The organism is Afipia felis ATCC 53690, assembly GCF_000314735.2.
Classification (GTDB): Bacteria; Pseudomonadota; Alphaproteobacteria; order Rhizobiales; family Xanthobacteraceae; genus Afipia; species Afipia felis.
Map to the genome: position 1 here is coordinate 410,125 of NZ_KB375270.1, position 14,917 is coordinate 425,041.

General features: G+C 60.5%; 14 protein-coding genes. 13 read left to right on the forward strand and 1 reads right to left on the reverse strand.

Features of this window, described 5'->3' with window-relative positions; translation table 11 throughout:
• Positions 1–8: 8 nt before the first annotated feature.
• From gatC to HMPREF9697_RS02155, 7 genes are all read left to right on the forward strand, one after another.
• Positions 9–296 carry an Asp-tRNA(Asn)/Glu-tRNA(Gln) amidotransferase subunit GatC gene (gene gatC, locus HMPREF9697_RS02125; RefSeq protein ID WP_002715495.1) on the forward strand — a complete coding sequence of 96 codons (288 nt, stop codon included), beginning with the start codon at positions 9–11 and terminating at the stop codon, positions 294–296.
• A 17-nt stretch (positions 297–313) separates the two neighbouring features.
• Complete coding sequence (locus HMPREF9697_RS02130; RefSeq protein ID WP_002715496.1) at positions 314–493, forward strand: hypothetical protein; 180 nt, start codon at positions 314–316, stop codon at positions 491–493.
• Positions 490–1,968 carry an Asp-tRNA(Asn)/Glu-tRNA(Gln) amidotransferase subunit GatA gene (gene gatA / locus HMPREF9697_RS02135; RefSeq protein ID WP_002715497.1) on the forward strand — a complete coding sequence of 493 codons (1,479 nt, stop codon included), beginning with the start codon at positions 490–492 and terminating at the stop codon, positions 1,966–1,968. The genes HMPREF9697_RS02130 and gatA overlap by 4 nt, the downstream gene beginning before the upstream one ends.
• Complete coding sequence (locus HMPREF9697_RS02140; protein ID WP_002715498.1) at positions 1,968–2,267, forward strand: chorismate mutase; 300 nt, start codon at positions 1,968–1,970, stop codon at positions 2,265–2,267. The genes gatA and HMPREF9697_RS02140 overlap by 1 nt, the downstream gene beginning before the upstream one ends.
• Positions 2,268–2,363: 96 nt before the next feature.
• Entirely contained in the window at positions 2,364–3,755 is a 1,392-nt protein-coding gene (locus tag HMPREF9697_RS02145) for a patatin-like phospholipase family protein (protein ID WP_002715499.1), read from the forward strand.
• Positions 3,756–3,807: 52 nt separating this feature from the next.
• The gene (gatB, locus tag HMPREF9697_RS02150) at positions 3,808–5,292 is read left to right on the forward strand and encodes an Asp-tRNA(Asn)/Glu-tRNA(Gln) amidotransferase subunit GatB (RefSeq protein WP_002715500.1); all 1,485 of its coding nucleotides are present in this window, start codon (positions 3,808–3,810) and stop codon (positions 5,290–5,292) included.
• A gap of 1,278 nt (positions 5,293–6,570) precedes the next feature.
• Positions 6,571–6,837 carry a hypothetical protein gene (locus HMPREF9697_RS02155; RefSeq protein ID WP_002715502.1) on the forward strand — a complete coding sequence of 89 codons (267 nt, stop codon included), beginning with the start codon at positions 6,571–6,573 and terminating at the stop codon, positions 6,835–6,837.
• A 132-nt stretch (positions 6,838–6,969) separates the two neighbouring features.
• On the opposite strand, the gene HMPREF9697_RS02160 is transcribed toward HMPREF9697_RS02155, so the two are convergent.
• Positions 6,970–7,893, reverse strand: coding sequence for a LysR substrate-binding domain-containing protein (locus HMPREF9697_RS02160; protein ID WP_002715503.1), 924 nt, complete (start codon positions 7,891–7,893; stop codon positions 6,970–6,972).
• A gap of 120 nt (positions 7,894–8,013) precedes the next feature.
• On the opposite strand from HMPREF9697_RS02160, the gene HMPREF9697_RS02165 reads away from it, so the two are divergent.
• From HMPREF9697_RS02165 to mdcA, 6 genes are all read left to right on the forward strand, one after another.
• The gene (locus HMPREF9697_RS02165) at positions 8,014–8,883 is read left to right on the forward strand and encodes a pirin family protein (protein WP_002715504.1); all 870 of its coding nucleotides are present in this window, start codon (positions 8,014–8,016) and stop codon (positions 8,881–8,883) included.
• 151 nt (positions 8,884–9,034) lie between these two features.
• Positions 9,035–9,667: a hydrolase gene (locus HMPREF9697_RS02170; protein WP_002715506.1), complete on the forward strand. Its 633-nt coding sequence runs from the start codon at positions 9,035–9,037 to the stop codon at positions 9,665–9,667.
• 326 nt (positions 9,668–9,993) lie between these two features.
• Entirely contained in the window at positions 9,994–10,977 is a 984-nt protein-coding gene (locus tag HMPREF9697_RS02175) for a Bug family tripartite tricarboxylate transporter substrate binding protein (RefSeq protein ID WP_002715507.1), read from the forward strand.
• A 75-nt stretch (positions 10,978–11,052) separates the two neighbouring features.
• Positions 11,053–11,565: a tripartite tricarboxylate transporter TctB family protein gene (locus HMPREF9697_RS02180; protein ID WP_002715508.1), complete on the forward strand. Its 513-nt coding sequence runs from the start codon at positions 11,053–11,055 to the stop codon at positions 11,563–11,565.
• A gap of 9 nt (positions 11,566–11,574) precedes the next feature.
• On the forward strand, positions 11,575–13,101 hold the full coding sequence (locus HMPREF9697_RS02185; protein ID WP_002715509.1) for a tripartite tricarboxylate transporter permease: 1,527 nt from the start codon (positions 11,575–11,577) through the stop codon (positions 13,099–13,101).
• A 157-nt stretch (positions 13,102–13,258) separates the two neighbouring features.
• Entirely contained in the window at positions 13,259–14,914 is a 1,656-nt protein-coding gene (gene mdcA, locus HMPREF9697_RS02190) for a malonate decarboxylase subunit alpha (protein WP_210161934.1), read from the forward strand.
• Positions 14,915–14,917 lie beyond the last annotated feature (3 nt).

The window sequence follows — 14,917 nt, forward strand, 5'->3', positions numbered from 1 at the left end:
CCATATCAATGTCAGTCGATGCAGCCACCGTTCGCCGGATCGCGCAGCTTGCGCGGATCGCCGTCAAGGACGAGGAGGTGCCGCACCTCCAGGGCGAACTGAACGCGATGCTCGCTTTCGTCGAGCAGCTCTCCGAAGTCGATATCGAGGGCGTCGAGCCGATGACCTCGGTCATCCCGATGGAGATGAAAAAGCGTCACGATGTCGTCAATGATGGCGAGATTGCCGAACGCGTGCTTGCGAACGCGCCGGTCACCGAGGATCACTTCTTCCTCGTGCCCAAGGTGGTCGAATAGCGCCACGGGTGGATGCGATGTGCGAACTCTGCAGCGACGAAGACTTTTATCAGGCGTTCATGGACTACCTCGACGACATGGAACGGCAGGGCAAAACCCCTGATCCGGACGAGGGCCACACGATCGCGCTGAAGGCCTCCCAGGCCGCGAAACAGGCCAAACGGTCTCCCTTTATCTGCGACCCGATTGAGACATGACTGATCTGACAGCACTGACGCTCGCCGAAGCCAAGGAAGGCTTGGCTGCAAAATCCTTCACGGCGCTCGAACTGACCGACGCGCATCTGGCCGCAATGGAGAGCGCACGCGTTCTCAATGCCTATGTGCTGGAAACGCCGGAACAGGCGCGCGCGATGGCGAAGGAGGCGGACGCCAAGCTCGCGAAAGGCGAGCGAGGCAATCTTCTCGGTCTTCCGCTCGGTATCAAGGATCTGTTCGCGACCCGCGACGTGCGCCTCACCGCGTGTTCGAAGATTTTGGGTGACTTCAAACCGCCTTATGAATCGACCGTCACCTCGCAGCTCTGGCGCGATGGCGCCGTGCTGCTCGGCAAGCTCAACAATGATGAATTCGCGATGGGCTCATCGAACGAGACCTCCGCGTTCGGCAACGTCATCAATCCCTGGCGGCGCGAGGGTTCGGATGCTGCCTTGGTGCCCGGCGGCTCGTCGGGCGGTTCGGCATCGGCGGTGGCGGCGGGCCTTTGCCTCGGCGCGACCGGCACCGACACGGGCGGTTCGATCCGGCAGCCTGCCGCGTTCACCGGCATTGTCGGCATCAAGCCGACCTATGGGCGCTGCTCGCGCTGGGGCGTCGTCGCGTTTGCGTCTTCGCTCGATCAGGCGGGGCCGTTCGCGCGTACCGTGCGCGATACCGCGATCATGCTGCGTTCGATGGCTGGTTACGATCCGAAGGACACCACCTCGGTCGATCGCGAGGTGCCGGATTACGAGGCGGCCATCGGCAAGTCGGTCAAGGGCATGCGGATCGGCATCCCGAAGGAATATCGCATCGACGGCATGTCGCCGGAAATCGAGAAGCTGTGGGCGCAGGGTGCGGAGTGGCTGAAAGCAGCGGGTGCGGAGATCGTCGAAATCTCGCTGCCACACACCAAATACGCGCTGCCGACCTATTATGTGGTGGCACCGGCGGAGGCGTCGTCCAACCTCGCGCGCTATGACGGAGTCCGCTATGGCGCGCGCGTCGACGGCAAGACCATCTCCGAGATGTACGAGAATACCCGTGCCGCTGGGTTCGGACCGGAGGTGCGCCGTCGCATCATGATCGGCACCTATGTGCTCTCGGCCGGTTATTACGATGCCTATTATCTGCGCGCGCAGAAGGTTCGCACACTTATCAAGAAAGACTTTGAGGATGTGTTCGCGAAGGGCGTGGACGCGATCCTCACGCCAGCGACGCCTTCGGCGGCTTTCGGCATCGGCGAGAAGGGCAAGGCCGACCCGGTCGAGATGTATCTCAACGACATCTTCACGGTGACGGTGAATATGGCGGGTCTGCCGGGCATCGCGGTGCCGGCCGGAAAGGATGCGCAGGGCCTGCCGCTCGCGCTGCAATTGATCGGGCGTCCGTTCGATGAGGAGACGCTGTTCTCGCTGGGTGAAACCATCGAACAGGCGGCAGGGCGGTTCGAACCGAAGCATTGGTGGCGCTGATGGCAGACGGACAGCAGACAACACTTCCGCAATTGCGCGAAGTCATCGACCGGATCGACCGCGATCTCGTTACGTTGATTGCGGAGCGCGTGCGCTGCCTCGATCAGGTCATCGCAGTGAAAACTCGGGAAGGCATCCCTGCGGCGATTCCGGAGCGGGTCGAGGAGGTCGTCGCCCATGTCCGCGCCGAGGCGGAGGCGGCAGGCGTGCCGCCGGATCTTGCTGAGATGCTCTGGCGCAGCCTCATTGGCTGGTCGATCACTTACGAAGAGGGGCACCTCAAGAGCGCGAAATCTTAAAAATTGCGCGAGCTTGTTAACCTTGTTCCGCGTCGGTGTTTCCTATTAGGGAAATAGCGACGTCCAGTCTTCAAAACTCGCCTGCGGGGGAGTGACATGGCACGTGTGCGAGCAATTCTGGGGAGCCTATCGGTCTGCGCGCTGCTAATCGGCTGCGCCACGATTCGAAACGATCCGGTGAACGTCCCCGGTACGCCATCAGATCTGGCCAACACACTGGGGCCAGCTTTCCAGGAAAACACCAGCGCGGACGAGACGATTATCGGCCTGTCCTTTTCGGGGGGCGGTACACGCGCAGCTGCTTACGCGTACGGTGTGCTGTCAGAAATGGACCGGATTCCGGTGCGCGGCACGCATGGGCCGATGATTGACCGTGTCGAATTCATTTCCGGCGTCTCAGGTGGGTCCGTCACGGCGGCCTATTACGGCCTCAGGAAAAAAGCCGGTCTGGCCGATTTCCGTGAAAAGTTTTTGCTGCGCAATGCTGAAGAGGGCCTGCAAACCGATCTGAATCTGGCGACGATGGGCCGGGCTCTGGCGGGCGGTATCAATGATTCAACCGGCTTTCCACGCTGGCTCGATGCAAATCTGTTCAACGGGGTAACGTTCGGGGAATTCCGGGCGATAGGCAAGCCGCGCGTCTGGATCAACGCGTCCGACATTTACAACAGGACGCCGTTCGTGTTCGGTGCGGTAACGTTCAATGCCATTTGCAGCGACTTGTCGAAATATCCGCTGGCGGATGCCGTCGCCGCCTCGGCGGCGGTGCCGGTGGCGTTTGCACCGATCGTGATCCAGTCTTTCCCGAAGAAGTGCGATCAGCCGTTGCCCGCCTGGGTGGAGCGCGTGCGTCGTGACAGGAATGCGCCTCCGCTGCTGAGCGGTTTTGCCAATGCTCTCGCCAAGTATCATGACGGCGCGGTGCCTTACATCAAGCTGCTGGATGGTGGGCTTGTCGATAATTTCGGGTTGTCGGGCTTCACCATTGCGCGCTTGTCGTCGGACACGCCTTACGGCCCGCTCTCGCCAAAGCAGGCCGTGAAACTGCGACGTGCACTGTTCCTGGTGGTTGATGCCTCCGCTCCCGGACCGTCGCCTCAATGGATCAACACCGTCGAGGGTCCGAGAGGTGCGGAACTCGTCAGGGCCACCGCGGACACCGCCCTCGGCGCCAGCGTGGCGGGCAGCTTTACGGCCTTCAACAGCACCATGAACGACTGGCAGGGCGCCCTGGTTCGGTGGCGCTGCGGATTATCCGCGGCTGATCGTGCCAGATACGGTGCGGGTCCTCGCTGGAATTGCCGGGACATCAAATTCTTTATCGGACGGCTCGGATTCGACCAGCTCGATCCGGCTCGCGCGCGGCAACTCGACAACGTTCCGACCCGGTTTCACTTGCCGCGTGAGCAGGTGGATGACGTGATCGATGCGGGCCGCGACACGTTGCGGGCCAGTCCGGTATTCAAGAGCTTCGCGGCGAGCCTGTAACGCCGCCGCGCGGGGGTTTTCTCCGGCCTGCCGGCGGGGTAAAAGCCGCGTCATGAACGCAACTGTCGATCCCAAAAAGCTCATCAAGGGCGCCACCGGCGACTGGGAAGTCGTGATCGGGCTGGAAGTCCATGCCCAGGTGACCTCGAATTCCAAGCTGTTCTCCGGCGCCTCGACCGAATTCGGTGGCGCGCCGAACGAACACGTCTCGCTGGTGGACGCGGCGATGCCGGGCATGCTGCCGGTCATCAATGAGGAGTGTGTCGCGCAGGCGATCCGCACTGGCCTCGGCCTCAAGGCGCAGATCAATCTCAAATCGACCTTCGACCGGAAGAATTACTTCTATCCGGATCTGCCGCAGGGCTACCAGATCAGTCAGTTCAAGCAGCCGATCGTCGGTGAGGGAACGGTGATCATCGATACCCCCGACGGCGGCACGGCGTCAGTGGGCATCGAGCGGCTGCATCTCGAGCAGGATGCTGGCAAATCGCTGCACGACCAGCACCCGACCATGTCCTATGTCGATCTCAACCGCTCGGGCGTAGCCCTGATGGAGATCGTCTCCAGGCCCGACATGCGCTCGGCCGAGGAAGCCAAGGCCTACGTCGCCAAGCTGCGCAGCATCCTGCGCTATCTCGGCACCTGCGACGGCGATATGGAGAAGGGCAATCTGCGCGCGGATGTGAACGTCTCGGTCCGCCGGCCGGGCGAACCGTTCGGCACCCGCTGCGAGATCAAGAACGTCAATTCGATCCGTTTCATCGGTCAGGCGATTGATTTCGAGGCGCGCCGCCAGATCGAGATCATCGAGGACGGCGGTTCGATCGATCAGGAAACCCGGCTCTACGACCCCAACAAGGGCGAGACCCGTTCGATGCGTTCCAAGGAAGAGGCGCACGACTATCGCTACTTCCCGGACCCCGATCTGCTGCCGCTGGAATTCACTGCGGCCTATGTCGAGGAGCTAAAGTCAAAGCTTCCGGAATTGCCGGACGAGAAGCGCACGCGTTTCATCGAGACCTTCGGCCTGACACCTTATGACGCCGGCGTTCTGGTTGCCGAGCGGGAGAGTGCCGACTTCTATGAGGCAGTGCTGGCCGGTGTCGGCAATGCGTCGCGTGACGGCAAGCTCGCCGCGAACTGGGTCATCAATGAACTGTTTGGCCGCCTGAATAAGGAAGGCGGCGCCATCGCGGACGCGCCGGTGTCCTCCGTTCAGCTTGCCGCTATCGTCGACCTGATCGGCGAGGGGACGATTTCCGGTAAGATTGCCAAGGATTTGTTCGAGATCGTCTGGACCAAGGGCGGCGATCCGAAAGCGCTCGTCGAGAGTCTCGGACTGAAGCAGGTCACCGATCTCGGTGCGATCGAGAAGGTGGTCGACGAAATCATCGCCGCGAACCCTGACAAGGTAGAGCAGGCGCGCGCCAAGCCGCAACTGATCGGCTGGTTCGTCGGTCAGGTGATGAAATCGTCGGGCGGCAAGGTCAATCCGCAGGCTGTGAACGATCTGCTCAAGGGCAAACTCGGCATCTGAACGCGCGGGACACGATCCAAAACGGCGTCACGCGGCATCCGCGTGACGCCGTTTTCATGTCGGGCGGTGCGTGCGAAATGCAAATCGCGATTCGCGAATCGGCGGAGTGAAGTGACGAAACGGCGGCCGATGCGAGCGCGGAGCGCCTTAAAAGCAAAAATCCACGAAAATAATTTCGTTGCCAAAAATCCCGACTCGGAGTTCTCACGCCGCGTTTTTTTCGCGCCAGCGGCGCACGCAATTCGCCTTTTGCATCGCTCCTCTGTTTTTCGGGCGATGAAAGAAACATGCGCCTATCAAAGGCTTTTTGAATTTCGTGTCGCGAGGGGCGATTAAGAGCGTCGTGCGCTGCCCTTGCGCTCGCAAACCACGACGATGTTTTAAGAGTCAGCGCGGCTGTCGCATCGCGGACGTTGCGTCAACACTTCCTTAAGCGGGACACTGTTTTTTTTAACGCGTTGGTGTAATCCAAATGCAGTGCATTTCGATTCCCGAGTGCACGAGAGCGATACAGCCATCTCATATATGGAGGGCAACATGGCCAAGAAAGCGAAGAAGGCGAAGAAGGCAGTCAAGAAGGCGAAGTCGGCAGTGAAGAAGACTGCCAAGAAGACCCGCAAGGTTGCCAAGAAGAAGAAGTAAGGCTTCGCCTTACGGATTGCCGGCAGGTTGAAGCCGGCAACGTCATAAGGGTGGATATCGGCTTCGGCGGATATCTTCAGTCCGGATTGACGACAGAGGGTGTCGGCGAGACATCAGGAGAGACGGTCGGACGGGAAGCGGGCTTGGTCCTGCGATCATCCGGCAGAAGAGTGTCAGCGCTCTTCGTTCGTTGCGGATCATGATCCGCAGTTCACCGGAGCTTCCGGTTGAATCTCAATCCTGACGTGTTCACCGACGCCCTCGTTTCTATTTGAGGCCCCGGTTTCCGGGTGGCCTTCCGGTTGCAGATCAAGCGCTCCGGAATCCTTTGCCGCGATCATTCTCCGGCAAAAGCATCGCCGCTGTTGGTGCGATGGTTACCGCACTCCCAAACACCAGCCTGAATCGTCTCTGAACGCCGTGCGAAGCCTTTGAAAATTCATGCTTTCTGCGCGAGCGCTTTGAAACGAGCATTGCGCGTTGAGATTCGATTCATCTCGATACTTAAACCACCATTCAAATTTTAGCGGTCAGATCATGCCCATACGCCGGTCAACGGCGAGGGGATGTCAAAACGGAATTCGGACAGGAGCCGCGGCCGGCCAAGTGCCCGCCTGGCCCAAGAAGGAGGGTGCAATGTTTCAGATGGCCATCGACCAGATTGGTGCTTCGCCGGTGGAGACAGGCGCGAACGGCGACGTGCTGTTCGATCTCGGGCTGATGTTCTCGACCGGTCGCGACGGCATCGTCGATTTCGTCGCCGCACATAAATGGTTTAACCTGGCAGCGCTGAAGGGGCGGGTGGATGCGATCCGGCTCCGCCGCGAACTCGCCGAGCAGATGTCGGCGGAAGACATCGCGCTGGCCCAGCGCGAGGCCCGCGCCTGGATGACCGCTCACTAAGTCTCTTGCGTTGGATGGACGCGCGCTGGTCCGTCAGGTCGAGTGTCGCAGCTTGCGCACCGCCCCGGATGAGGCGAGCGTCGCATACCGGATCCCGCGCCAGCTCACGCGCGGGCCGGCCCCGTGCCGCCGTCAGTGCTTTTTGAGTTTCTCTGCCGCCTGCTGGCGCAGGGTGACGCACTCGCTCGCAAGAAAGTCGAGAAACGCCCGCACCGACGGCAGCAAACCTCTCCGCGATGGAAACACAGCGTGGATGATGCCCGCGCGCGGCCGCCACTCGGGCAGCACGTGCATGAGCCGGCCAGCCTCGATGTCCTGCCAGATCATCATGGTCGGCAGTTGCACGATGCCGACCCCGCTCAGTGCGGCTTCCCGCAGAACGGCCATGTCGTCCGTCACAAGGCGGGGATGATGCGGTACTGACGCGGTCTGTCCGTTCGCCGCTTCAAGCTGCCAGTGGTGACTCTCGTAAGGCGGGCCGAGGTCGAGGCTCGGCAGACCATGCAGGTCGGCGGGTGATTGCAGCTGAGTGGGTACCAGCCGTGTGCTTGCAACCAGGCACTGGGTGCTTTCGTCGAGCTTGCGCATCACAAGGTCGGTCGGGTTCAGCGGCGGAAAGCGAACCCGGATTGCGATGTCGAAGCCCTCGGCAATCACATCGACATGGCGATTGGTGCTTTCCAGATGCACTTCGATTGCCGGATGCGCTGCCATGAAGCGCGCAATCAGGTCCCCAAACTGAAAGGAGAGGAGCGCGACCGGGCAACTCACGCGGATCACGCCGCGTGGTTCGGCGCGAACTTCCGCCACGACATGCTCGGCGGCTTCCGCTTCGACCAGCATGGCGACACATCGGTTGTAGAATTCGCGGCCGATCTCGGTCACGGAAAAGCGGCGCGACGAGCGATTGAGCAGCCGCACGCCAAGCCGTTCCTCGAGCGCGAGAATCCGACGGCTGAGCCGTGACTTCTGCAAGCCGAGCGCGCGAGCGGCGGCGGCAAAACCTCCGTGATCGACGACTTGCACGAAATAATAGAGGTCGTTCAGATCCTGCATCGTCCCATCAATAGGACGCTGCGTCGAATATGGCAATCTTCTGAAATTAGCGTTGTAGCGTTATCTCCAAACACAACAGCGATCGTTAGGCACACAAACGGTCGCTTGAGGAGAAAGACCATGACCAAAAAGGTTCTCGGCCGTTACGGCAACAACCAGCGCCATTGGGTCGGCGATGGCTTCCCGGTTCGCTCGCTGTTTTCCTACAATACGCTCGGCCAGCACGTCAGCCCGTTCCTGCTGCTCGATTATGCCGGGCCGCATTATTTCGAGCCGACAGAAGCGCGCCGTGGCGTCGACCAGCATCCGCATCGCGGTTTTGAGACCGTCACCATCGTTTATGACGGTGAGGTCGAGCACAAGGATTCCGCCGGCAATGGCGGTGTCATCGGCCCCGGCGACGTGCAGTGGATGACGGCGGCGGGCGGCATTCTCCACGAGGAGTATCATTCGCCGGGCTTCGCCAGGAGTGGCGGCCCGTTCCGCATGGTGCAGCTCTGGGTGAACCTGCCGGCGAAGGACAAAAAGGCGCCCGGCGGCTATCAAAGCATCGCCTCGGCGGACATTCCGGTCGTGGAGTTGCCGGATGCGGCGGGCAGAGCGCGCGTCATCGCAGGCGAGCTTCTTGGCGCGAAGGGGCCTGCCAGGACCTTTACGCCGATCAACGTCTGGGATGTGCGTCTCAACAGCGGCGCGGACCTGACGCTCGACCTGCCGGAAGGCCACACGGCCATGCTCGTTGTCTTGAGCGGCCACGTGACCGTGAACGACAGCCAGCAGGCGGCCGAGGCGGAGGTCGTTCTGCTTGATCGTGAAGGCAGCGGTGCAGCCATCCACGCCGATGGTGACGCGACGCTGTTGGTGCTGACGGGCGAGCCGATCAATGAGCCGATCGCAGGCTACGGCCCGTTCGTGATGAACACGGAAGCCGAGATCAAGCAGGCGATCGACGACTTCAACAACGGCAGGTTTGTGCAGACGGCCGCCTGATCGGATGTCCCGGCTCCCTTATCGGGGGCCGGGGCATTTTTTTTGAACAGGGACGGCGGGAAGCCCGCGCCGCCGTCTGCCGCGTCCTCGTTTGCGCGGAAATGCCTGCGGGCCATTCATCGATAATCCCACCCACGACAAGGAGTGCACCATGTCCAGCGAGCCGATCCGCGACCCGAAGGCCGACCATTTGCTGACGCCGCAGAACGCCGCCTTCATCATCATCGACTATCAGCCGATCCAGATCAGTTCGATCCGCTCGATGAACCAACAGGAACTGGTGTTCAACATTGTCAGCACCGTGAAGGCCGCGGTGAACTACAAGCTGCCGATCATTCACTCGACCGTGAATGTCGCGACCGGTCGCAACAAGCCGCCGATCCAGCCGATCATGGACGTGCTCGGCAGCTATCCCACCTATGACCGCACCACGATCAATAGCTGGGAGGATGTTGAGTTCAAGAAAGCAGTCGAGGCGACCGGCCGCCGCAAGCTTGTGATGACCGCGTTGTGGACCGAGGCATGTCTTGCCTTTCCCGCGCTCGATGCTCTGAAGGAAGGCTATGAGGTCTACGTGCCGGTCGACGCCGTCGGTGGAACCTCAGTTGCCGCGCATGAAGCAGCGCTGCGCCGTATCGAACAGGCGGGCGGCAAGCTTATCAGCAAGACGCAGCTCTATTGCGAACTGCAACGCGACTGGGCGCGCGAGGAGACCGTTCCCGGATTCATGCATGTATTCCAGAATGCTGATGGCTCGAATCCGGAGAAAGATTTTAAGGGCTGAATGATTTCAGCAGCCATCTCGGCTGACAGGAATGAAGCGTCGCCCAGAGTGGATGGCAATTTCAAATTTGGAGGCTGTAGCTTGATCAAGCTGCAGCCTTCGAGTTCGAAAGAGTGGTTGCGGCATTGCGCCCGCTCCCTCCGGAGGAGGCGAGTTATCAGCGTATTATCAATGACATTATGTCGTGTGGGGGAACTGCCGTTGTCGGCGTCGCGGCGGCAGGGCTGGCGTTGAGTATATCTTGAATATTTCAATTGCATATCAGAGGCAGTTAAAATAAACGGTCTTCCAAGCGTAAAAAATACGCATTGAAATAGGGGGAGGCTATGAAGTCACTATCTCTCGCGGGAGTGGGATTGCTCCTGTCGACCTTGGGCGCTGCAGCCTGGGAACCGACCAAGTCCGTCGAAATCATCGTACCGTTCGGACCCGGTGGTGCGTCCGACCAGATGGCCCGCACCATGCAGGCGATCATTCAAAAATATAACCTTTCGAAGCAGCCCTTCATCGTCGTCAACAAGCCAGCCGCAACCGGCGGCGAGGCGATGATCGATATGAAGAAATCGCGCGGCGACGCGCACAAGCTGCTGACGACCTCGAGCACGATCTATATGACGCCGCTCGCCACCGGTATTCCGGTGACCTGGCACGATATGACGCCGGTCGGAATGGTGGCGCAGGACGAATTCCTCGTCTGGGTGAACAAGGACGCTCCTTACAAGACGCTCAAGGATATTTCCGAGGCTGCGAAGGCTGCGAAGCCCCCGCTGAAGATCGGCGGCGGCGGTTCCAAGCGTGAGGACGAGCTTGTTACCTTCGGTATGTGGAAGGAACTCGGCGCGCCGGTGTCGTACATTCCTTACAAGAGCGGTGGCGAAGCCTCGACACAGCTTGCCGGAAATCACATCGCAGCCGAAACTAACAATCCTTCGGAAGACGTGGCGAACTGGCGTGCCGGTATGACCCGTCCGCTGTGCGTGCTGTCGGAGAAGCGCATCTCCTACACCGAGAAGGTGACGGCAGATCTCGCATGGAGCGATGTGCCGACCTGTAAGGAGCAGGGGCTTTCCTTCACCTACAACATGCTCCGCGGCCTTTTCATGCCAGGTGATGTGAGCAAGGATCAGCAGGCCTACTTCGTCGATCTTCTCAAGAAGGTCGTCGCCACGCCGGAGTGGAAAGAATACCTCCAGCGCAATGCGCTTCTGCCGGACGTGAGGACAGGTAAAGAGTACGTCGACTTCCTCACGGCGGATGAAAACAAGCACAAGGCGTTGATGGGCGAAGCGGGTTTCCTTGCAAAGAAGTGACTCTGGCGACAGGCGGTTTGCTCTAGCGGGCCGCCTGTTGTCACAGCATGAAATGCCCCATTGAAAGGTCAAGCGATGTCGACCTCAGTGCAGTCAGATTCGCCGCAGGGCGAACCGGAACGTGGTTTGTCCTATCGCGCGGTGGAGTGCGGCTGGGCGTTGATCGTCGCCGCCTTCGCGGCACTCGCGCTCTGGGACAGCTATGAGCGCGGAGCCGGTTGGTCCGGCGGGCCGCAAAGCGGCTTCTTTCCAGCTCAGATGGGCGCTCTTCTTCTGGTCGCATCCATCATTGTCTTCTTTCAGGGACTGCGTCGTCCGGACAAGGTTTTCGTGACCTGGGAGCAGCTGCGCCGCGTCTGTCAGGTGCTGATCCCTTTGTTCTTCTATGTGCTCGCGATTGGATATGTCGGTGTCTATGTCGCCTCGGCGGTTTTCATCGCGGGCTTCATGCTCGCATTCGGCTCGTTCCGCTGGTGGGCGGTTTTGCTGGCGGGATTTCTGATCCCGGTGATCACGTTCTGGGTTTTCGAACTGCAGTTCAAGGTTCCTCTGCCCAAGGGTCCGCTTGAGGCCTGGTTCGGATACTGAGGCGCGGCGATGGAAAATTTTGAGTCTCTGTTTCACGGGTTTAATGTTGCGCTGACCTGGCACAACGTTGCCTTCATGTTTATCGGCGTGCTTCTCGGAATCGTCGTCGGCGTGTTGCCAGGCCTTGGCGGTCCCAACGGCGTGGCGATCCTGCTGCCGTTGACGTTCGGCATGAATCCGACAACCGCGATCATCCTGCTGACCGCGATCTATTGGGGTGCGCTGTTCGGCGGTGCCATCACGGCCGTTCTCTTCAACATCCCGGGCGAGCCGTGGTCCGTTGCGACAACGTTCGACGGCTATCCGATGGCGCAGCAGGGACGCGCCGGTGAAGCGCTGGCGGCTGCTTTCACGGCGTCGTTTATCGGCGCGATTTCGGGCGTCATCCTGATCACGTTTCTGGCGCCGCTGGTTGCGAAATTCGCGCTGCGCTTCGGGCCGGCCGAATTCTTCGCCGTGTTCCTGCTGACGTTCTGCAGCTTCGTCGGCATGGGGAAGGAGAACAAAGCCAAGATCGTGGTCTCGCTCGCGGGCGGTTTCGTTCTGGCGGCGGTCGGCATCGACACGATCTCGGGCGATATGCGCATGACGTTCGGCGTGTCCGAACTCATGAACGGATTTGACTTCCTTGTTCTTGTCATCGGCATGTTCGGCATTTCCGAAATTCTGGTCACCCTTGAAGAGGGACTGGAATTCAAGGGCAAACGTGCGCGCATCGATCTTGCTGTGGTGTTCAATGTCTGGCGTCAGATACCGCGTCATCTAAAGACGCTGGTCCGCTCATGCATCACCGGCATGTGGATGGGTGTGACGCCCGGCGGCGCGGTGGCGGCTTCGTTCATGGGCTATGGTTTGGCGAAACGGTTCTCGAAGGACAGCGACAGCTTCGGCAAGGGCAATATCGCGGGCGTTCTGGCGCCTGAATCGGCCGCGCACGCGGCTGGTACGTCGGCGTTGTTGCCGATGCTTGCGCTCGGCATTCCCGGCTCCGCAACCGCGGCTGTGCTGCTCGGCGGCCTGATGATCTGGGGACTGCAGCCAGGGCCACTGTTGTTCGTCGAGCAGAAGGACTTCGTCTGGGGCCTGATCGCCTCGATGTATCTCGGCAACGTCGCCGGTCTGCTGGTTGTTCTTGCGACGGTGCCGCTGTTCGCCGCGATCATGCGTGTGCCGTTTGCGCTGATCGCGCCCGTGATCCTGATGGTCTGCGCCATCGGTGCCTTCACGGTTGCGAACTCCAATTTCGATATCTGGCTGATGTTGATTTTCGGCATCGTCGGTTACGTGATGAAGAAGCTCGACTATCCGCTTGCTCCGATGGTGCTTGCGCTTGTTCTGGGCGACCGGGCCGAGGATGCGTTCCGTCAGGCGCTGATCGGTTCGGCGGGTGATCTGTCGGTTTTCTTCGACAACCCGCTCGTCGCATCGCTGATGGCGCTGTCGCTCGCGCTGCTCCTGTGGGGGCCGATCTCGAACGGCCTTGCGCATCTCTTCAAGCGCTCCCCCGTTGCGGCAAAGGCGGAGCAGTCGCTCTGACGGTGCGTCTTTCACTGGTGGAACGCTGCAATCCAGATATAGCGAATTGCAGCGTTTCGTCGTTTTCTCCTGGCGTTTTCGAGCGAAGTGGATATCGGTTCGCGTGAAGAAAGCGCGTCAAAGAATCTAGAGGCAGGAAATCGTGTATCAGCCTCCTATGTCAGGAACGCCCGTCCGCGACTGGACCAAGCTCGAGCAGAGCTATCGCGCCCGTATCGCGCGCGGCAATGCCATTTCCGGCAGCAAGATCGTCCCGCGGCAGGATACGGTTGCTCTCATGGAGGCCGTGATCGAGCCGGGCGATCGCGTTTGCATCGAAGGCAACAATCAGAAACATGCCGATTTTCTGGCCGGCGAGCTTGCGCGCTGTTCGCCTGAAAAAATCAACGGGCTGCATATCGTGCAATCGAACATCGCGCTGCCCGCGCATCTCGATGTCTTCGAGAACGGTCTCGCTGAAAAACTGGACTTCTGCTATTCGGGTCCGCAAGGCGTGCGGATTTCCCGCCTTGTGAAAGAAGGGCGGGTCAAGGTCGGGGCGATCCATACCTACCTTGAGCTTTACAGCCGTTATTTCTGCGATCTCACGCCGCATGTGAGCTTCATCGCAGCCGACGCAGCCGACGCCGACGGCAATCTCTATACGGGCGTCAACACCGAGGATACGCCGGCTATCGTCGAGGCCACGGCATTCAAGTCCGGCATCCTGATTGCGCAAGTCGACCGGATCGTCGATCATGTGCCGCGCGTCGACGTGCCGGGCGACTGGGTCAGTTATGTGATCGAGTCGCCGAAGCCTTATTACATCGAGCCGATTTTCACGCGCGATCCGGCTGTCATCACGGAAATCCAGATCCTGATGGCGATGATGGTAATCCGCGGCATCTACGAGAAGTATGGCGTCACGCGACTCAACCACGGTATTGGGTTCGATACGGCTGCGATTGAATTGATCCTGCCGACTTATGCCGCCGATCTCGGCCTCAAGGGCAAGATTTGCCAGTACATGTCGGTCAATCCGTGTCCGACTTTGATCCCGGCGATCGAATCCGGTTTTGTCGAGGGCATTCATTGCGCCGGCTCGGAAGTCGGCATGAGCGATTACGTGTCCGCGCGTTCCGACGTATTCTTCATCGGCCGCGACGGCACGATGCGTTCGAACCGGGTGTTCTGTCAGCTCGCAGGACACTACGCGGATCTGTTCATCGGCTCGACGTTGCAGATCGACTTGGAAGGCAATAGCTCCACCGCGACGCATAATCGCATCACCGGATTCGGCGGCGCGCCGAATTTCGGCTCGGAGTCGCGGGGGCGTCGTCATGCCAGTCAGAGCTGGCTGATGGCAGGGCAGGAGGCATCCCGCGATGCCGAGCGCATGCCGCGCGGCCGCAAGCTCGTCGTGCAGATCGTGCAGACGTTCTCTAATCCGACGACACCGACATTCGTCGAGCGGCTGGATGCGTGGGCCTTGAAGGACAGCTTCGGCCTGCCGCTGCCGCCGGTGATGGTGTATGGCGACGATCTCACCCACATCGTGACAGAAGAGGGCATCGCCAACCTTCTGCTCTGCGACGATTTGCACGAGCGGGAGCAGGCGATCCGCGCTGTTGCCGGTTACACGCCGGTGGGCCTCGGTCGTGACCGGGAGGTGGTTGCCCGCTTGCGCGCCAAGGGCGCGGTCGCGTATCCCGAAGATCTCGGCGTCGACAAGCGGCTCGCGACCCGCGATCTGCTTGCGGCGCGTTCCATCAAAGACCTCGTGCGCTGGTCCGGTGGCTTGTACGATCCGCCCGCGCGTTTCCGTAACTGGTGATCA